We start from the raw sequence: 17860 nt of genomic DNA, 5'->3' as shown, positions 1-17860 counted from the left end.
GTCCGGCGTTTGAGGACGAGGCCGTTCAGGCCGACAGCGGGGGTCTGGGGGCGGCAGCCCCCAGGGATGGGACGGGTAGGGGCGGCGGGGGCGAACAACCCTTCGGGTGGCGGGCGCCCGGGTGCGGTGCCAGTCTGGCCCGCATGACGATTCAGACCGCCAAGCTCAGCGACCCGGCCGTCCGGGCCTTCGTCAGCGCCGTGAACGCCCACGACCGCGAGGCCTTCCAGGCCGTCCTGGCCCCCGACGCGACCATGTCCGACGACGGCTCGGACCGCGACCTCGCCGACTGGACCGAGCGCGAGATCTTCTCGTCCCACGGCCACATGGACGTAGCCAACGAGTCCCGGGGAGGCCGCGTCCTCGTCGCGAACTACAGCAACGACACCTGGGGCGAGATGCGCACCAAGTGGACCTTCACGGTCGACGACGGCCGCATCCAGCGCTTCGAGACGGGCCAGGCCTGACACCCGTACGAGTTGTGGCTCGCCGGTATCAACCGCGGCCCGCTCGCCATGGGGCCGCTGGCAGGAAAGCGGGCCGCCGGACAGGCCCTGGAGGCCGAGGAAAACGCCGGAGCAATGCGGAAAGGGCCGCTCACCCCAGGCCAGCTGACCGAGATCAACCAGCTACTGGAACGGTGAGCGACCCAACCTGCTTTTAGGGGCGCGGGGAACTGCGCGACCAGCCCCCACCGGACCCGCAGCCAAAGAACCACCTAACTGACGTACTGATCCTGCTCAGTGACAGTCAACTGACCCGCCTTGATGGTCGCCACCCGCGGAGCCCGACGCGCGATAGACGAGTCATGCGTGACCATGATGAACGTCAACCCATGCTCACGCCACAACCCTTCCAGCAGCGCCATGATGTCGTCCCGCGTCCCCTCGTCGAGGTTCCCCGTGGGCTCGTCCGCGAGCAGCACCTTCGGCTTCTTCACCAACGCGCGCGCGATGGCGACGCGCTGCTGCTGACCGCCGGACAGCTCGGTCGGCGCGTGGGACAGCCGGTCGCCGAGACCGACCGACGCCAGCGCCTCCGCCGCCCGCTCGCGCCGCTCCGCCGGCTTCACGCCGAGCGGTACGAGGGCCGTCTCGACGTTCTCCTGCGCGGTGAGCGTCGGGATGAGGTTGAACGCCTGGAAGATGATGCCGATCTTCTCGGCGCGCAGCCGGGTCAGCTTGGCCTCGCTGATCGAGCCGAGGTCGACACCGTCCAGCTCGACACTGCCCTCGGTCGGCCGGTCCAGGCCGCCGATCATCTGAAGGAGGGTGGACTTGCCGCCGCCGGTGGGACCCTGGATGACGAGCTGGTCGCCGTCCTCGATGACGAGGTCGATGCCGCGCAGCGCCTCCACCGTCTCCTTGCCCCGCGTGTATCTCTTGGTGACACCGGTGAGCTTGTACATGAACGACTCCGTGACGTACGGGAATTGGGGGAAGGGAACCGCAGGAACCAGGAGCGGGTTACGACACGCTGCGCAGCGCGTCCGCCGGCCGCATCCGGGATGCCCGCCAGCCGCCCATCGCCCCGGCGATCAGACCGCCGGTGATGGCGAGGCCCGCCGCGAGCGCGATCGTGGTGAGGGAGACAGGTGCCGACAGCGCGATCTCCATCGTGTTGGCCGCCGACTGCTGACCCGGGCCACCGCCACCGCCGGGGCCGCCACCCATGCCGCCGCCACCGCCGCCGGTGTTGCCGAGCTGCGCGGTCAGCTTCGGGCTGACCGCGGTCACCGCGTACGCCGCCGCGAGGCCGAGGCCGATGCCGAGCGCGCCGCCGATCAGACCGTTCACGACGGACTCGCCGACGACCTGCCGGGTCACCTTGCGCGAGGGCCAGCCCAGCGCCTTCAGCGTGCCGAACTCACGCACCCGGCGGGACACGGCCGAGGAGGTGAGCAGCGCGGCCACCAGGAACGCCGCCGCGAGGACCGCGATGGACAGCCACTTGCCGACGCTGGTCGCGAGGTTCGAGGCCGTGGAGAGCGAACCGGAGACGGTCTCCGCGAGATCGGCGGAGGTCGTGACGGTCGTACCCGAGATGTTCTTCTGGATCGTCGACTTGACGGTGTCGATCTGCTTCGAGTCGGTCGCCTGGACGTAGATCGTGCTGACCAGGTTCGCGGAGTCGCCGAGCGTCTGCGCCTGCTTGAGCGGCAGGTAGACGTCGGTCGTGGACTCGCTGCTCTCGGGCGTCGCGATACCGATGACCTTGTACTTCGTACCGGAGATCGTGACGGTCTTGCCGACCGTGTACTTGTTCTCCTTGGCGTACGACTTGCTGAGCACCGCGACCTTCGCGTTGGCCTGCGCCGTCGTGAACGTCTTGCCGCTGGTGATCGTCGTGGTGGCCAGCGGGCCGAGTTCCTGGTTCGTCACGTCGATGCCCATGACGGAGTAGGAGTTGACGTCGAACGAGGCGCCGCCGCCCTGCACCTGCGGCGGAGCGGTGCTGCCGGAGTTGCTGTTCTGGCCGCCGCCGGGGCCGCCCTGCTGACCGGAGGACGAGGAACCGGACGACGACGAGGTGTCGGTCTGTGCCTTGCCCTGGGTGAAGGAGCCGTCGACCTTGGTGACGTTGAGGCTCAGCGCGCCCACCGCCGCCGACACGCCCTTCTGGTCGGCGACCTTGGTGACCAGCGCCGACTTCAGGGTCTGTCCGCCCTGGGTCGTCACACGGTCGCTGCTCTGGGTGTCGTCCGAGTCGTTCGAGCTGGCGTCGAACTGGAAGTTGGGTCTGTCCGACTGGCTGTTGCCGGTCGGTGCCGTCCTGGCCTTGGTGACCGTCATGTCGGTGCCGAGGCCGTAGAGCGACTGCAGGACCTTTTCCTGTGCCTGCTGCATGCCGGCCGACACCGAGTTGACGGTGATGACCAGCGCGATACCGAGCGCCAGACCCATGGCGATGACCAGAGCCGCCTTCTTGCGCCGGCTCAGCTCGCGCTTGAGATAGATGCCAAACATCCCGTTCCTCAAAGGTTCTTGGCGCCCCATGTGGGCGCTGCCACAAGCTAGGGAGGAACCTTTGTGGGGAACTGGGTAAACGGTGTGCGGGGACTGAGAAATCGGGGCCGAAACAATCACGAAGAATTAAGGCGCGCGGCCCGTTTTCCGTGCTGCCCATGTGCCCGAGCACACGACAGCCGCCCCATGACCCGGTGCGTACCTCGCGGTCCCACGCGAGGTCCACCCCCACCCGGATGCGCCATGGTGCGGCTGTCGCCTCCCCCCCTCGGTGTGGTCCGTTCCGCGCTGCTCGCGCCGCGCGTACTACCGGAACCCCAGAGCATCAACTGTGAAGCTCTGGTGGAGAAGGCGTGTCGAGCATATGCCTGCCACCGGCTCGAACGCTACGGAGTAATCAATTCCACTTGTGCAGGTTGATACTTCGAACATGTGCATGGGCGCCGCTCAGCCACGCCCCGCATACGGCATCGTGGTCGCGAGAACCGTCGCGAACTGCACATTCGCCTCCAACGGCAGCTCCGCCATGTGCCGCACGGTGCGCGCCACGTCCGCCACGTCCATGACGGGCTCCGGCGCGACCTCCCCGTTCGCCTGGAGAGCGCCCGTTTGCATTCGCGCGGTCATGTCCGTCGCCGCGTTCCCGATGTCGATCTGCGACACCGCGATCCGGTACGGCCGTCCGTCCAGCGCCAACGCCTTGGTCAGGCCGGTCAGCGCGTGCTTGGTCGCGGTGTACGGCGCCGAGTGCGGCCGGGGCGTGTGCGCGGAGATCGACCCGTTGTTGATGATCCGGCCGCCCTGCGGATCCTGCTCCTTCAACTGCCGGTACGCCGCCTGCGCGCACAGGAACGCCCCGTTGAGGTTGGTGTCCACGACGTGCCGCCACGCGTCGTACGCCAGATCCTCGAACGCCACCCCGCCAGGACCGAAGGTCCCCGCGTTGTTGAACAGCAGATCGAGCCGCCCGAACCGCTCCCGCACGGCCGCGAACAGGGCGGCCACGTCGTCGGGTTGGGCCACATCGGCCCGTACGACGAGAGAGTCACCGTCCGGCGCGAGCGCCGCCGTCTCCTCCAGCCGCTCGGTACGGCGTCCCGTGAGCGCCACCGACCAGCCGGCGCCGAGCAGTTCGAGGGCGACGGCACGCCCGATGCCGGAACCGGCGCCGGTGACGACCGCGATCCTCCCCGCGCTCATCAGGCGGCCTCGCCGGGGTAGCGGACGCCGATCTGCTCCCGGATGGTGTCCATCGTCCGCATGACGGCGAGGGTGCCGGCGAGCGGGACGAGCGGGGACTCGGTCTCGCCGGCCCGCAGGGCGCGCATCACCTCGGTCGCCTCGTGCCGGAAGCTGTTGCGGGCGCCGTGGTCCGGGGCGGCGACGAACTCCTCGGGGTCACGGCCGTCACGGTGCAGGACGAACCGGTCCGCGAAGAAGAACCCGTCGGGCACGTCGATCCGGCCCTTCGAACCGGTGACCGACGCGCTGATGGACGTACCGCCGACGATGGAGCAGTGCACCGAAGCGAGAGCACCGCTCTCCCAGGAGAGCAGTGCTCCCGTCTGGAGATCGACGCTCTCCGCCGAGAGCACTGCTCTCGCCGAGATGCCGTCCGGCTCCCCGAGCAGCAGCTGTGCGAACGACACCGGGTAGACCCCCAGGTCGAGCAGCGCCCCGCCACCCTGCGCCGGGTCCCGCAGCCGGTGCGAGGGCGGGAAAGGGCCCTCAAGCCCGAAGTCGGCCTGAACGGTCCGCACCTCACCGATGGCGCCATCGTCGACCAGCGCCTTCAGCCGCCGTATGACCGGGTTGCAGTAGGTCCACATGCCCTCCATCAGGAAGGCGCCGCGCTCCTTCGCCAGCGCGACCAGCTCCTCCGCCTCCCGCACGTTCAGCGTGAACGCCTTCTCGCACAGCACGTTCCGCCCGGCCTCCAGACACAGGCCGGCGGCGGCCCGGTGCGCCGAGTGCGGAGTGGCGACGTACACCACGTCCACATCGGTGTCCTCGGCCAGCGACGCCCAGTCGCCGTAGGCCCGGGGGATCCCGAACCGTTCCGCGAACGCCTTCGCGGAGGCGTCCGACCGGGAGGCGACCGCCACGAGTTCCGCGTCCGGCAGGTCCACCAGATCTGCGGCCATCGCCGCCGCGATCCCTCCCGTAGCCAGAATTCCCCACCGCACGCGCTCAGCCGACATGCCAGCCCCTAGTCCCGTGATCTCCATGAACCCTCTACGACGACCTCTACGGCCTCTGTGACCTCGAACACGCTGTACGAACAGCCTGTTACGAGCTGAGAGCATAGGTGGCGGACTACTCGAAAAGGGAGGGGCGCATGCCCGAGCGTGGCCGAACCGCGCGGGACGAGAAGACTTCCAGGAGTTCCCAGGGAGAGATACCCGCACCCGTCCCCCTATCGAAGGCTCCCGCCCGCTCCCTCCGCCGCACCGGCATCCTCGTCACGTTCATCCTCGGCGGGCTGACGGCGACGCCCCCGCTGGCGATGGACATGTACCTCCCGTCCCTCCCCGAGGTCACGACCTCCCTGAACGCGCCCGCCGCGAGCGTCCAGCTGACCCTCACCGCCTGCCTCGCGGGCATGGCCCTCGGCCAGCTCCTGATCGGCCCGATGAGCGACCGCTGGGGCCGCAGGCGCCCCCTCCTGGCGGGCCTGGTGGTGTATGTAGTGGCCACCGTCCTGTGCGGGATCGCCCCCAGCCTGGAATTCCTGGTCGCCTTCCGGCTGGTCCAGGGACTGGCGGGGTCGGCCGGGATAGTGATCGCGCGGGCGGTCGTACGAGACCTGTACGACGGCGACGCCATGGCCCGCTTCTTCTCCACCCTCATGCTGATCTCGGGGGTCGCCCCGGTTGTCGCGCCGCTCATCGGCGGCCAGATCCTGCGGGTGACGGACTGGCGGGGCGTGTTCGCCGTCCTCACGGTGGTCGGGATCGCGCTGGCGGTGCTGGTCTGGTTCCGCCTCCCCGAGACCCTCGACCCGGCGGACCGGCACAGCGGCGGAGTCGGCGAGGCCCTGCGCTCGATGCGCACCCTCCTCGCGGACCGGGTCTTCACCGGCTACGTCCTGGCGGGCGGCTTCGCCTTCGCGGCCCTGTTCGCGTACATCGCCGCGTCCCCCTTCGTCATCCAGGAGATCTACGGCGCGTCCCCGCAGACGTTCAGCCTGCTGTTCGGCGTGAACTCGATCGGGCTGGTGATCGTCGGCCAGATCAACGGCAAGGTGCTGGTCGGCCGGGTGTCGATGGACAAGGTGCTGGCGGTGGGCCTGGCGGTCATCACGCTCGCGGCGACGGCACTGCTGCTGATGGCGACGGGAGTGTTCGGCGAGCCGGGCCTGTTCCCGGTGGCGACCGCGCTCTTCGTCCTGATGTCGGCGATGGGCCTGGCGATGCCGAACACCCAGACGCTCGCGTTGCTCCGTACGCGTCACTCGGCGGGCGCGGCATCTGCCCTCCTGGGCACCACCTCCTTCCTGATCGGCGCGGTCGCCTCCCCGCTGGTGGGCATCGCGGGCGAGGACACCGCCGTCCCGATGGCCGTCGTCCAACTGGCGGCAGCACTGGTGGCGGTCGGCTGCTTCGTGGGAATGTGCCGTCCTTGGAACGCACGTACGACCCTGGAGGGAGCGGAGAGCTGACCGCCGCACCGAGACTGCGCGTCGACACCCCGGAACGGGCCGGCCTCGACCCCGAGGAGATGCGTCACCTCGTACGAGAGGTACGCGCCCTCACGACCGGCGAGCGCCCGTGGGCCCCGGCCGCGGTGGTGATCGTCGGCCGAGGCCCGGTGATCGCGGTGCGGGAGGCGGCGGGCTGGGCGGTGCGGTACGCGTCGTACGACGAGCGCACGGACACGGGAGTGGAACTCCCGCCGGAGGCCAGGACCCCGGCAACGATGTCGACCCCCTTCGACCTGGCCTCCCTGACGAAGCTCTTCACGGCGGTGGCGGCGGTGCAGCAGCTGGAACGCGGCACGCTGGGCATGGACGCGAGGGTCGCCGCGTATCTGCCGGACTTCACGGCGGCGGCCGAACACGACATCACGGTCCGCCAGCTGCTGACCCACACCTCGGGCCTGCGCCCCGAACTCCCCCTGTACGACTGCCCGGACGACGCGGCACGCAGAGCACTGCTGAGAGCGGAGGCCCCGTCGTCGAGGCCGGGCGTGTACCTGTACTCCGACCTGAACATGCTGCTCCTCCAGTACGTCCTGGAGCGCATCACGGGCCGCACGCTGGACGTCCTGATCCACGAGGGCATCACCCGCCCCCTCGGCATGACGGCGACCGACTTCGGCCCCTGCCCCGAAGCGGCGGCGACCGAGGACCAGCGCAGACCGTGGGCCAAGGCGGAACGGGGGATGGTGCGGGGCGAGGTCCACGACGAGAACGCGTGGGCGCTGGGGGGCGTGGCGGGCCACGCGGGCCTGTTCTCGACGGCCCACGACCTGGCGGTCTTCAGCCGCTGCCTGTTGGCCGGCGGCGCCTACGGCCCGGCGCGCATCCTGGGTCCGGACTACGTGGAGCTGCTGCTGACGCCGCCGGGCCTGGGCTTCACGGTCGACCAGCCTTGGTTCATGGGGGAGTTGGCGGGAAGCGGAGCGGCGGGCCATACGGGCTTCACGGGCACGTCCCTGGTCCTGGACCGGGCCACGGACACTTTCGCGGTACTGCTCGCCAACGCCGTTCATCCGAAGCGGAGTTGGGGGCGCGTGGGGAACGGGCCGAGGGCGGGGGTGGGGGATCGGGTGGCTCGGGCGGTACGAGGGAGATGAGGGCGTGTGCGGCTACGGCCGCCGTGCGAGGAACACGAACTCCCGTCCTGGACGGTCGGGTGCGTCGCGTACGCCTCTCACCTCGTACCCCTGGGAGAGCAACTCGGCCTCGATCTCGTCCCGTTCACGGAAGCGCAGCGTGGAGTCGGAGGTCAGCACCTCCCCGTCCTCGGCGAACACGAAGGTCCAACGGAAGCTGACGAGCGGCCCGTTGAGGCCGGTCAGCTCGACCCAGCTCTCGACTGAACCGATGCCGGGGACATCCGTCACGCGGTACGAGGAGTCACGGTTCCACCCCTCCCAGGCGCGCTTCGACGGATCCCGGCTCTCGAAGACGAGGTGACCGCCGGGCCGGAGGGCGGCGTGGGCGCCGCGCAGGGTCTGCCGCCAGGTGTGCGGGTCGGTGATCTCCTGGGCCGCGTTCGCGGTCATCGTCGCGAGGTCCACCTGGAGGGACGGCAGGGCTGTCGCGTCGCCGTGGATCCAACGGACGTGCTCGGCACCGGACTTGGCACGGGCGACGTCGAGGGAGGCGAGGGCGGGGTCGACGCCGATGACGTCGATACCGCGGGCGGCGAGGAGCAGCGCGAACACGCCGGTGCCGCAGCCGATGTCGAGGACGCGGTGCGCTTCGAACTCGGCGGCGAGGTCGACGTAGGCGTCGAGGTCGGAGCGGTCGGGGTCGAGGGGGTCGTAGACGGCGGCCAGGCGGGGGTGCTGGAAGACCTCGTTGGGCATGGGGTGACGGTAGCGGGGGCAGAGTTGCGCGGGCACGGCCTTATTCGCCGCCCTCCGGCCGCTGTGCCGCCCGCTCGGCGTCGGCGGTGGCGCGGCCGGTGGCGGCGAGGAGGGCGATCAGTGCGAGAACGACGAGCAGGATGACGACCAGCAGCAGGATGGTCAGGGCCGTCGGGTGGTTCCACAGTGCGAAGATCAGGCACACGATCAGCAGGGCGGCCACGGCGATCCACCGGCGGTGGGTCTGGGTCCAGGTCCCCACCCGGCCGGTGCGGAACTCGTGGGCGTAGGCCCACTGCGCCGCGGAGCCGGCGGCGCGCTCGGACCTGCCTCGGACGGCGCGCGGCAGCCGTCCGGGACCGATGAGGTAGGCGCCGAGCGCGATGAGCACACCCAGGACGATCGCCGTGCGCAGGCTGACCCTCAGGAAGTGCAGCAGGGTGTCGAAAACGGCTGCCGCGGCGGCCTCCGACTGGACCTGGGGCGGGAGATGGTCCAGGTAGTAGCGGCGGGCGACGACCAGGACGACGGCCACGACCAGGCAGGCGAAGGCCGCGCCCAGAGCAGTACGGGCCAGCGCGCGGCGCCGCCGGTGGGCCAGCAGCACGCCGGCCGCGCCGATCACCACGACGATGACGGGGAACCAGCGCCCGATCACGTCCAGCAGGTGAGCGCCCTTGCGGATCTTCTTCAACTCGTCGGACTGGAAGAGGACCATCTGCTTGTCGACGTCGGGGATCTTGGCGGCCGGGGACACCCCGGCGTCCACGAGTGCCTGCTTGACCTGGTCGACGGCTTCCCCGACGTCGAGGGTGACCGTCCCGCTCTCCACACCCACGGCGCCCCGGCCCTCGCCGGTGAGCGCGTGCACGACGGTGCTGTGGGCGGCCCGGTTGGCGTTCGTCCAGATCCGCTCGAAGCGGTCGCTCTCCACGAAGCGGGTGGCCACCTTCTCGACCGTGCCGTTGACCGCGCTGTCGAGCTGTGGGCCCAGTCCCTTCACCGCCTGCGCGGCGCGGGGCGGCAGGCCCTGCGTCCGCAGCCACGCGGAGATGTCCGCGGCGGCTCGGCTGCCGTCCACCCGCACATCCGCGGCCTCGGTGATGCGCTTGACCGCCGCGGCCTCGATCGCCGGATCCGAGGCCAGCGGGGAGACCGTGTCCACGTAGCGGTCGGTGTCCAGAGCGATGTCGTGCACCCACACCGTGAGAAGTGCGACCGGCACGAGGATGCAGGTGAGCACGATCAGCACCGCCGAGACGGTCTTCCGTGCGATCCGCGCGGGCGCCGAGCCGTGCTTGGTCCCGCTCCCCGGCGCGTCACCCCCGCCGGTCCCCGGGACGGCGGCAGGCTCGGGCGGCTCGTGAGGGCTGGTCATGGCTGCTCCGGGGCTCCTGGGGGACTTGGTCTTCCTCCATCTCCGCCGCTGCACGGCGAGACGGCCCGCCCAGGAGGGCCGTACGGGCGAACACGGTCACCCGCCGTGAGTGGCGGCCCCGGCTCGGCTCAGCGGGTTTTCGTGGAGGACCGCTTCGTGCCCTTGCTCCTGCCGGTGCCCGTGCCGCCGCGAGCAGGCTTGGCGGGCACGGTCTTTCGCTTCGTGGCCGGCCACTTGAACTCGACCTCCAGCTCGATCTCGCCGTCACCGATCTCGACCTCTATCTCGCCGCGAAGGTCGTCGGGGATCCGCAGGCTCAGCGTTCCGAAGCCGAGTTCCACCTCGGCCTCCCCGCCCTCCCGCAACGCGGCTGCGAGTGCCGTGAGCTGGTCGGCCGCCTCAAGGCGTGACATCGAGCGCTTCTGTTCGAACTTGAGGTCCTTCATGAACGCCTCCGATCGGATTAAAAGGGTGGATAGAGCTCATTGTCATGCCATATATGCGTTTGGACACTCCAGGCGTCTCCAGGCGTCTCCATGCGCGACAGACGGAGGAGTCCTAGGGTTGAAGGGAACCGTAGAGCCTGCGGAAAGAAGGGCATACGACATGTCCACTGCATCCGAAACCCCTGTCCTGGACACCCTCGCCGCCATGACGGTCGACTCGTTGGAGCGCTGCGGCCTGCCCCCGGACACGCTCATCCTCACGCGTATCGCGGCGCTCGCCGCCTCGGACGCCCCGCCCATCTCCTATGTGGCCCATATCGACCCCGGCCTCAGGGCCGGCCTGACCGCCGAACAGCTGCAGGACGTCCTGGTCGCCATCGCGCCCATCGTGGGCACCGCCCGCGTCATGACGGCAGCGGGCAACATCGCCACGGCACTCGGCATCGCCATCGCCGTCGCCGATGCCGAGATCGGGTCCGAGGGCTGAGAGCGGACGCCCACCCCTGTATGAGCGATCCGCTGTATCAGCGATCCGCGCGGCCACGTCGGGCGGTGAGGCCACGGAGTCCGACCGTCCGACGTGTGCTGTGCTCGCCGCCGTCGGGCCACGCCGTGTACGAGCCGTCCGCCGACCGGCCGGACCCGTCGTCGATCCTGGAGGGGCCGAGGACTCGATGGGCACCATGAAGTCGGCCACCTCACCGACTCCGCCGGGCGCCATGAACCGGGTGACCAGGATGGCCGTGTCGGACAGATAGAGCTGCCGTACGGTCATGCCGTCGCCGTCGGGGAGCTCTATGGCGAGTCGGCAGTGCCCCCCCCGCGTTCGCCGTCCAGGAGCGAGGCGAAAACACTGGGCGAGTACTGGTTCACAAGGATCTCCCTGCCCGGTCCGACGCGCTGCGTCAGCTCCGGCAGGCACGCGTCGGCGGCCCGTCCACGCCAAGCGTTCGCCGACCCCACAGCCGTCGCCTCACCCGGCGTGGGTGAAACCGGAACGGGCCGGTGTGCCGTGCGCTGGTGCAGGAGCGCTGAGATACTGGCGGAGGGAGTGCCGTCCGTGACGTGGCCCTGACGGACAGGGGCGGTGAGCGCCGTGGCCGAGAACTACGAGGACGCGCGAGGACCGGCCGTTCCGTGTGCCGATCCCCTGGGAGACCCGTTTCTGCGCACCAGGTTCGCCCTCCCCGCCAGGCCCGCCACGTTCCTGCGGCGGCAGCGGCTCGTCGACCACCTCGACCACGCCCTCGGGACACCGTTGACGCTGCTCAACGGCGCGGCCGGAGCCGGCAAGACCCTGCTGGCCGCCGACTGGGCCGACGGACTGCGGTCGCCGGTCGCCTGGCTCACCGTCGAAGCGGGGGACCGGCGTCCCGGGGTGTTCTGGGCGTACGTCGTCAAGGCCCTGCGCGCCTGCGGTGCGCTGCCGCCCGGCCCGGTGGGGTTCCCGGCGGACGCGTCCCGGGTGGACGACAGGCTTCTGGCGGCGCTCGCCGCCGAGCTGAACGATCGCGGACGGCCCGTGGTCCTCGTGCTCGACGAGTACGACCGCGTGACCGCTCCGGAGGTCGCGGAGCAGTTGGAGTTCGTCCTGCACCACGCCGGGCGGGGGCTGCGCCTCGTGATCGTCAGCCGCACCGAACCGCTGCTTCCGCTGCACCGTTACCGGGCGGCCGGCGAGCTGACGGAGATCCGCGCCGCCGAGCTGGCCTTCACCTCCGAGGAAGCGGTCGCCCTGCTGGAGCTGCACGGTCTGAGTCTTCCGGTGCACGCCGCGCGCGCCCTGGTGGAGCGCACGCGGGGCTGGGCCGCGGGCCTGCGCCTGTCGGCCCTCGCCGCTCGGGAGAGCGCCGACCCGGAGGTCTACCTCAAGGAGTTCGAGGCCGACCGGAGTGCGATCGCGGACTTCCTGCTGGCCGAGGTCCTCCGTGGGCAGCCGGAGGAGACACAGGACCTCCTGCTGCGGGTCAGCGTCCTCGATCGTTTCTCCCCCGAACTGGCCGACGCGCTGACCGGCCGCACCGATGCCGAGCCCCTTCTCGTCGGGCTGCACCGCGCGAACGCGTTCGTCGAGTACCTCGGGCACTCGTGGTACCGCCTCCACCCGCTGTTCGGCGAGATACTCCGGGCCCATCTCCGCGTGCGCCTGCCCGGGCTGGAGCCGGAACTCCACCGGCGGGCCGCGCGGTGGCTGCGGCATTCCGGATTCCTGCCGGAGACACTCGCCCATGGCACCGCCGCGGGCGACTGGGACTTCGCCGCCGGTGTCCTCGTCGACGACCTGGCGATCGGCCGACTCTTCACCGGCCTGCGCGAGGGCGACCTGGCCCAGGTGTTCTCCGACATGGGGCCCGAGGCCAGAAGCCCGGCCACGGACCTCGTACGTGCGGCCCGCGACCTGGCCGGGTGCGACGTGGACCGCGGTCTGGCCCGCCTGCGCCACGCCGAGGAGCGGCTTGCCCCCGAGGAGTCCGGCCCGGCGCCCGACGTGACGCACGACCGGGCGGCCGCCGAGCTGAGCTGCGCGCTGCTGGAGGCCCTGGCCGCCCGGCTGACCGGTAGTTCCCAACGGGCCGAGAAGGCCGCCGAGGCGGCCGACGGACTGTGGCGGGAAGTCCCGGCGCGGCTCCTGGACGAGCATCCCGAAATGCGCGCTCAGCTGCTGACCCATGTGGGATCGGCGTGTCTGTGGGCGGGGCGTTACGAGGAGGCGCGCACCGCTCTGACCACCGTGGCCGGCATGCGCGGCGGCGCCACCACCCTGCTGCCCCGGGAGGAGTCGATGGGACACCTGGCCCTGCTCGACTATCTGAACGGCTGGCTCGGCCGGGCGGAGCGCAAGGCACTGGCGGCGGTGTCCGAGACGGAGCGGGTCGGTCTGTCCCAGCCGGCCGGCTCCGGCCTCGGACAGCTGGTCCTGGCCGCCGTGGCCGTCGACCGCCATGAGCTGGACCGGGCCCAGGCCCTCCTCGACGAGACGGCCCGGCTCCCCGCCGGCGCGCGGGATCCGGTGCCTGCGGCGGGGCGAGCCCTCGCCACCGCCCGCCTCCTGTTGGTCAGGGGCAAGGCACGAGCCGCGGTCGAGGCGGCGGACCCGGTCGTCTCCGCCGCCGTGGCCTCACCCTGGTCGGCAGGCCATGAGGCGCTCGTCGCCTCCGCCGCCCACCTGGCCGAAGGACGGCCGGACGAGGCCGCCGAGCTGCTCCAGGACATGTCCGGCGACCAGCCGGCGTGCGCGGTGGAGGCGGCGGCGATCCAGATCGCCGCAGGGCGTCCCGAGGCGGCCCTGAACCTGCTCGACAGCATCCGTACCCACGGCCGGACGGGTCCGGCGGTGACCGTGCGGGCGGCGCTGGTGAGGGCTCAGGCAGCGGAGCGGGCGGGCGACACCGCCACGGCCCGCGGGCTGGTGGCGCAGGCCCTGCTAGACGCCCGGCGCGAGCGGCTGCGGCGTCCGTTCCTCGACGCCGGACCATGGATCCGGCCTCTCCTGGCCACGGCTCGGCTGCACGAACTGGCAGCGGGCTGGCTCATGCCCGGCCCGGAGACCCCGCCCTCGCTGCCCCTCGTGGTGGAGCTCAGCGGACGCGAGCGCGACGTCCTTGAGCGGCTGGCCCGGATGATGTCGACGGAGGAGGTCGCCGCAGACCTCTATGTGTCGGTGAACACGGTGAAGACGCACCTCAAGAGCGTGTACCGGAAGCTGGCGGTGAACCGGCGGAACGACGCGGTGCGCCGCGCGCGTGACCTCGGGCTGCTGTGAACGCACGTCGGTGAGTGTGGCCGGCCCCCCTCGGCAGGACATCGCGGGACCCGGGCTTCCCCCGTGACGGGTGAGGCGGGGGGCGCGTGCTTCGGATGCGATGAGGGGGCGGGACATGCGTCGGCGGACGGCCCGAAGGCGGCGATCCTCGCCACCGGCGGCATCACCCTCGCCGGTCTCCAGGTCTCCAGGTCTCCCGGTCACGCGGCGCCTGCCGACCGCACAGCGAGGCCGTCCGCGGCGGCCGTCCGCCGAGGCCCCGGCCGGAGCGACCGGACCGACGCGCCGAGTTCGAGGGAGCCGCCTGTGTCCAGGACCAGAGCCATGAACGCCCCGGCCACGGCCCGCGGTACGCGCCGTGCCGAACGCCGGGCACACGCGGACTGCACGGGCGGCGTCTACGGATCCATGCTCGCGGCCTCCGTGGTGATCGGCGCGGGCTCCCTCGGCTCGTTCCCCCGAACCGAGCTGGTGCTGCTGCTGTTGCTCACCGGAGCGGTGTTCTGGGTCGCGCACGTGCATGCCCAGCTGTTCGGGGCGCGCCTGGCACAGCAGGCTCTGGACCGCCAGGTCGTGCTGCGGGTGTGCCGTGACGAGTGGCCGATCGCCAAGGCCGCCGTCCCGCCGGCCGCCGCGGTGGCTGTCAGCCCGCTCCTGGGGCTGGACGTGCGAGGTGCCCTCTGGCTGGCTCTCTGCGTCGCTGTGGCCGGCCAGGTGGGCTGGTCCGTGACCGCGGCGAGCCGCGCCGGTGCCTCGCCGCGGCTCATGGCCGCCACCGCGTCGGTCAACCTGCTGCTCGGCCTGCTGATCATCTCCGTCAAGATCGTTCTGACCCATTGATCCCGGGTGCCGTCCGCCTGTCCGAGGCAGTCCACGGAAGGACAGCTCGTGCGCTACGAATTCCGAGTCGAGGGACATCTGTCGGAAACGCTGGCCAAGGCGTTTCCGGAGCTGGGCCACGTGGTGATGTCCGGCCAGACCATCCTGTTCGGCCCCGTCGTGGACGAAGCGCACCTCTACGGACTGCTGGCACGCTGCCAGTCACTGGGACTGCGGGTCCTGGAGATGCGCCAGCTGCCGGAGTGACGGGCCGGGCGCTGTGGTGAACCCGCGGCGCGCACACTCACCCGCGCCGGGTGAGGCGCCCGGCACCTGGCGTGGGCACGCTGAAGATGTCACAGCACTGCGGCCGGGCGAACGCCCGAGACGGAGGACGGACATGAGCGCGCAGACCTACCTGGCGTACGACTTCCCACTGCTGAGCGCCTTCTGGACCATGCTCTGGTTCTTCCTGTGGATCATGTGGTTCGTCCTGCTCTTCCGGATCATCACCGACATCTTCCGCGACGACACCATGAACGGCTGGGCGAAGGCCGGCTGGCTGGTGTTCTGCGTGCTCCTGCCCTTCCTCGGCGTGTTCGTCTACGTGATCGCCCGAGGTAAGAACATGGGCCGCCGCGAGATCAAGCAGGCGCGTGCGCAGCAGGAGGAGTTCAACGCCTACATCAGGCAGACCGCGGCCGGCGGCCGGACCAGCAGCGTCGACGAGCTCGCCAGGCTGTCGGAGATCCGCTCGCACGGCGACATCACGGACGAGGAGTTCCGCAGGGCGAAGGAGCTGGTCCTGGCCGGCCACGGTCCGGCGGAGTCCTCGGGAGCCACCCCGCCCCCCTCCGGTCGCTGAGCATCCGGAGACCACACGAAACGAGGCGCAAGATGACTGCGACACACACCCGTCCGGAAAGCACGGCGAAGCAGGAATGGGCGAGCGGCCTGACGGCCTTCGCGGCCGTGATGCTCTTCCTCGTCGGCCTGCTCGACATCTTCCGGGGCATCATGGCCATCGCCGAGGACGACATCTTCCTCACGACGCGCAACTACGTGTTCGAGTTCGACCTGACCGGCTGGGGCTGGGTCCACCTGGCCCTGGGCGCGATCGCCGTGATCGTCAGCTTGGGACTGTTCGGGACCGCGACCTGGGCGCGCGTCGCCGGCGTGGCCGTCGCCGGACTCGTCATCATCGCCAACTTCCTCTCCCTGCCGTACTACCCGGTGTGGTCGGTCGTGATGATCACCATCTCGGGCTTCATCATCTGGGCCCTGTGCGTGGTCCGGCGCGACAGCCCCTTCGACCGGTCCGAGCAGCGCCCGACGTACGAGGAGCGCCCGTCGCACAGGGTGTGAGGCGGAAGAGAGGAAGAGAAGGAGGGGCCGACAGGTGAGACACCACGGCGGCGGCACGATGGGCCCGAGTACGGCAGGATCCCCGGCCGTACTCGGGGGCCGTGCCGGACGGGCCCGTCTCGCGGTGCTCGCCCTGCTGGGAAGCGTCGTGGTGCCGCTCGTCGTCGCCGGTCTGCGGAGTGTGCTGTGGGCGCTGGTCGGCATCGCCGGACTGGCGCTCGCCGCCGTCGGGGTGTGGTGGACCCTGGCGCACACCGGTGCGCTGCGTGTCCTCGGGGCAGCGCTGTCGGTGGTGGCGCCGGTCACCGTTCTCACCCTGTACGCCGCGTACGACATGCTGTGGCCGGCCCTGCTGTCCCTGGCTCTGTGGGTGCTGTCCGTGACGATGGCCCGTACGGCCCTGAGCCCCGGGCACACCGCTGCCGAACAGGCCGAACAGGCCGAACAATCCGAACTGGCTGTCGCCGAGGCGCCCCACAGCCCCTGGATCCTCATGAATCCGCGCTCCGGCGGTGGCAAGGTGGGCCGATTCCACCTGGTGGAGAAGGCCAGGGCGGCCGGCTGCCGGGTGGTCCTGCTCGAAGGGGGCCACCAGGATGTCGCCGAACTGGCCCGGCAGGCCGTCACCGAGGGGGCCGATCTGCTGGCGGTCGCGGGCGGCGACGGCACCCAGGCGCTCGTGGCCGAGGTCGCGGCACGCCATGACGTGCCGTTCCTGGTGATTCCCGCCGGTACCCGCAACCACTTCGCCCTCGACCTCGGCCTGGACCGCGACGATCCGGCGGCGGCCCTGGAAGCCCTGACCCATGGCGTCGAACTCCGCATCGACCTCGGATACGCCGCGGACCGGGTCTTCGTCAACAACGCCTCGTTCGGCACGTACGCGTCCGTCGTCACCGACCCCGCGTACCGGGACGCCAAGACCCGCACCACGCTGCGCACCCTCCCCGGCCTCCTCACCGGCGAGGGCGCGTCCGGACTGCGGGCGCGGGCCGACGGAGAGTCCGTCGACGATCTTCAGGCCCTCCTCATCAGCAACAATCCCTACGGACGCGCTGTCGACGCGGCCCGTCCGGGGCGCAGGGAGCGACTGGACTCGGGCCTGCTCGGCGTGGTGTGCGTGCGGGTCGGCAACACCGCTCAGGCGGCCCGCCTGGTGCGCGGCGCGCGCTCCGGGGGACTCATCAGGCTGAGCGCCGGGGAGGTGACGGTCGAGGCCGACACGGACACCCTCCCGGTCGGCATCGACGGAGAGCACGTCGTTCTGCCGTCACCCGTCGTGTGCCGCAGCGACCCCGGGGCACTCCGGGTGCGCGTGCCACGCCGTCGCCCGGGTACGCCACGGGCGGGCGCGGCGACGGCCGACTGGCCGCGCGTGGCACGGCTGGCGCTGGGCTCCGCGCCCCTGTTCCCGGGCCGGGGACAGCACGAGCCTTCCGGCCCGGGGCGGGTTCGTGGCGGCGGCCGTGACAGCTGAGGCCTTGTCGGGCATGGGGCGGAGGGGATCGGGGGTTCGGGGAAACGGCCCCCGTATTACTCTGATCACCGTTCAACGAACGGCATTCGAAGCCTGGCACACGGGAAAGGT

Annotated in this window: 17 protein-coding genes; 10 read left to right on the top strand and 7 right to left on the bottom strand. The window is 71.0% G+C overall.

What is annotated here, in order from left to right; all coding sequences use genetic code 11:
- Nucleotides 1-143 precede the first annotated feature (143 nt).
- Nucleotides 144-467 (top strand): nuclear transport factor 2 family protein, encoded by a 324-nt coding sequence (locus ACFYXF_RS17095; protein ID WP_369030770.1) that lies wholly within the window; start codon nucleotides 144-146, stop codon nucleotides 465-467.
- Nucleotides 468-718: 251 nt separating this feature from the next.
- Here the strand turns inward: ACFYXF_RS17095 and ACFYXF_RS17090 are convergent, their stop codons facing one another.
- From ACFYXF_RS17090 to ACFYXF_RS17075, 4 genes are all read right to left on the bottom strand, one after another.
- Nucleotides 719-1408: an ABC transporter ATP-binding protein gene (locus ACFYXF_RS17090; protein WP_389350349.1), complete on the bottom strand. Its 690-nt coding sequence runs from the start codon at nucleotides 1406-1408 to the stop codon at nucleotides 719-721.
- 58 nt (nucleotides 1409-1466) lie between these two features.
- Nucleotides 1467-2966: an ABC transporter permease gene (locus ACFYXF_RS17085; RefSeq protein ID WP_389350348.1), complete on the bottom strand. Its 1500-nt coding sequence runs from the start codon at nucleotides 2964-2966 to the stop codon at nucleotides 1467-1469.
- Nucleotides 2967-3413: 447 nt separating this feature from the next.
- The gene (locus tag ACFYXF_RS17080) at nucleotides 3414-4166 is read right to left on the bottom strand and encodes an SDR family oxidoreductase (protein ID WP_389350347.1); all 753 of its coding nucleotides are present in this window, start codon (nucleotides 4164-4166) and stop codon (nucleotides 3414-3416) included.
- A complete protein-coding gene (locus ACFYXF_RS17075) occupies nucleotides 4166-5167 on the bottom strand; it encodes a Gfo/Idh/MocA family protein (protein WP_389350346.1) in 1002 nt (333 codons plus the stop codon). The genes ACFYXF_RS17080 and ACFYXF_RS17075 overlap by 1 nt, the downstream gene beginning before the upstream one ends.
- A 137-nt stretch (nucleotides 5168-5304) precedes the next feature.
- Here ACFYXF_RS17075 and ACFYXF_RS17070 point away from each other — a divergent pair, with 137 nt between their 5' ends.
- Together ACFYXF_RS17070 and ACFYXF_RS17065 are read left to right on the top strand one after the other, a co-directional pair.
- Nucleotides 5305-6627, top strand: coding sequence for a multidrug effflux MFS transporter (locus tag ACFYXF_RS17070; protein WP_389350344.1), 1323 nt, complete (start codon nucleotides 5305-5307; stop codon nucleotides 6625-6627).
- Nucleotides 6579-7763, top strand: coding sequence for a serine hydrolase domain-containing protein (locus tag ACFYXF_RS17065; RefSeq protein WP_389350343.1), 1185 nt, complete (start codon nucleotides 6579-6581; stop codon nucleotides 7761-7763). The genes ACFYXF_RS17070 and ACFYXF_RS17065 overlap by 49 nt, the downstream gene beginning before the upstream one ends.
- 12 nt (nucleotides 7764-7775) lie before the next feature.
- Here ACFYXF_RS17065 and ACFYXF_RS17060 read toward each other — a convergent pair whose 3' ends face one another.
- The 3 genes from ACFYXF_RS17060 to ACFYXF_RS17050 form a co-directional block, all read right to left on the bottom strand.
- Entirely contained in the window at nucleotides 7776-8501 is a 726-nt protein-coding gene (locus tag ACFYXF_RS17060) for a class I SAM-dependent methyltransferase (protein ID WP_389350342.1), read from the bottom strand.
- Between the two features lie 40 nt (nucleotides 8502-8541).
- Nucleotides 8542-9879, bottom strand: a complete 1338-nt coding sequence (locus ACFYXF_RS17055; protein ID WP_389350341.1) for a hypothetical protein — start codon at nucleotides 9877-9879, stop codon at nucleotides 8542-8544.
- A 128-nt stretch (nucleotides 9880-10007) separates the two neighbouring features.
- Nucleotides 10008-10325, bottom strand: coding sequence for an amphi-Trp domain-containing protein (locus ACFYXF_RS17050; RefSeq protein WP_389350340.1), 318 nt, complete (start codon nucleotides 10323-10325; stop codon nucleotides 10008-10010).
- A gap of 160 nt (nucleotides 10326-10485) precedes the next feature.
- Between ACFYXF_RS17050 and ACFYXF_RS17045 the strand changes: the two genes are divergently transcribed.
- From ACFYXF_RS17045 to ACFYXF_RS17015, 7 genes are all read left to right on the top strand, one after another.
- Nucleotides 10486-10812, top strand: a complete 327-nt coding sequence (locus ACFYXF_RS17045) for a carboxymuconolactone decarboxylase family protein (protein ID WP_389350339.1) — start codon at nucleotides 10486-10488, stop codon at nucleotides 10810-10812.
- Nucleotides 10813-11421: 609 nt separating this feature from the next.
- Nucleotides 11422-14088 carry a LuxR C-terminal-related transcriptional regulator gene (locus ACFYXF_RS17040; protein ID WP_389350380.1) on the top strand — a complete coding sequence of 889 codons (2667 nt, stop codon included), beginning with the start codon at nucleotides 11422-11424 and terminating at the stop codon, nucleotides 14086-14088.
- A gap of 324 nt (nucleotides 14089-14412) precedes the next feature.
- Entirely contained in the window at nucleotides 14413-14928 is a 516-nt protein-coding gene (locus ACFYXF_RS17035; RefSeq protein ID WP_389350379.1) for a hypothetical protein, read from the top strand.
- Between the two features lie 48 nt (nucleotides 14929-14976).
- Nucleotides 14977-15174 (top strand): hypothetical protein, encoded by a 198-nt coding sequence (locus ACFYXF_RS17030; RefSeq protein ID WP_235479603.1) that lies wholly within the window; start codon nucleotides 14977-14979, stop codon nucleotides 15172-15174.
- A 133-nt stretch (nucleotides 15175-15307) separates the two neighbouring features.
- Nucleotides 15308-15772 (top strand): SHOCT domain-containing protein, encoded by a 465-nt coding sequence (locus ACFYXF_RS17025; RefSeq protein WP_389350338.1) that lies wholly within the window; start codon nucleotides 15308-15310, stop codon nucleotides 15770-15772.
- A 32-nt stretch (nucleotides 15773-15804) separates the two neighbouring features.
- Complete coding sequence (locus tag ACFYXF_RS17020) at nucleotides 15805-16272, top strand: hypothetical protein (protein ID WP_389350337.1); 468 nt, start codon at nucleotides 15805-15807, stop codon at nucleotides 16270-16272.
- 58 nt (nucleotides 16273-16330) lie between these two features.
- The gene (locus ACFYXF_RS17015; protein WP_389350378.1) at nucleotides 16331-17749 is read left to right on the top strand and encodes a diacylglycerol/lipid kinase family protein; all 1419 of its coding nucleotides are present in this window, start codon (nucleotides 16331-16333) and stop codon (nucleotides 17747-17749) included.
- The last annotated feature ends 111 nt before the right edge of the window (nucleotides 17750-17860 follow it).

This window comes from Streptomyces sp. NPDC002680 (genome assembly GCF_042889145.1).
Classification (GTDB): domain Bacteria; phylum Actinomycetota; class Actinomycetes; order Streptomycetales; family Streptomycetaceae; genus Streptomyces; species Streptomyces adonidis.
The sequence above is the reverse complement of the archived record's forward strand: the minus strand, read 5'-3'. Positions and strand labels throughout refer to the sequence as shown.

Excerpts from the sequence above, each read along its gene's own strand:
- ACFYXF_RS17085 (WP_389350348.1), bottom strand. The coding sequence starts at position 2,966 with ATGTTTGGCATCTATCTCAAGCGCGAGCTGAGCCGGCGCAAGAAGGCG.
- ACFYXF_RS17060 (WP_389350342.1), bottom strand. The coding sequence starts at position 8,501 with ATGCCCAACGAGGTCTTCCAGCACCCCCGCCTGGCCGCCGTCTACGAC.
- ACFYXF_RS17070 (WP_389350344.1), top strand. The coding sequence starts at position 5,305 with ATGCCCGAGCGTGGCCGAACCGCGCGGGACGAGAAGACTTCCAGGAGT.
- ACFYXF_RS17020 (WP_389350337.1), top strand. The coding sequence starts at position 15,805 with ATGACTGCGACACACACCCGTCCGGAAAGCACGGCGAAGCAGGAATGG.
- ACFYXF_RS17090 (WP_389350349.1), bottom strand. The coding sequence starts at position 1,408 with ATGTACAAGCTCACCGGTGTCACCAAGAGATACACGCGGGGCAAGGAG.
- ACFYXF_RS17095 (WP_369030770.1), top strand. The coding sequence starts at position 144 with ATGACGATTCAGACCGCCAAGCTCAGCGACCCGGCCGTCCGGGCCTTC.
- ACFYXF_RS17015 (WP_389350378.1), top strand. The coding sequence starts at position 16,331 with ATGGGCCCGAGTACGGCAGGATCCCCGGCCGTACTCGGGGGCCGTGCC.
- ACFYXF_RS17025 (WP_389350338.1), top strand. The coding sequence starts at position 15,308 with ATGAGCGCGCAGACCTACCTGGCGTACGACTTCCCACTGCTGAGCGCC.
- ACFYXF_RS17050 (WP_389350340.1), bottom strand. The coding sequence starts at position 10,325 with ATGAAGGACCTCAAGTTCGAACAGAAGCGCTCGATGTCACGCCTTGAG.
- ACFYXF_RS17055 (WP_389350341.1), bottom strand. The coding sequence starts at position 9,879 with ATGACCAGCCCTCACGAGCCGCCCGAGCCTGCCGCCGTCCCGGGGACC.
- ACFYXF_RS17045 (WP_389350339.1), top strand. The coding sequence starts at position 10,486 with ATGTCCACTGCATCCGAAACCCCTGTCCTGGACACCCTCGCCGCCATG.
- ACFYXF_RS17075 (WP_389350346.1), bottom strand. The coding sequence starts at position 5,167 with ATGTCGGCTGAGCGCGTGCGGTGGGGAATTCTGGCTACGGGAGGGATC.
- ACFYXF_RS17080 (WP_389350347.1), bottom strand. The coding sequence starts at position 4,166 with ATGAGCGCGGGGAGGATCGCGGTCGTCACCGGCGCCGGTTCCGGCATC.
- ACFYXF_RS17035 (WP_389350379.1), top strand. The coding sequence starts at position 14,413 with ATGAACGCCCCGGCCACGGCCCGCGGTACGCGCCGTGCCGAACGCCGG.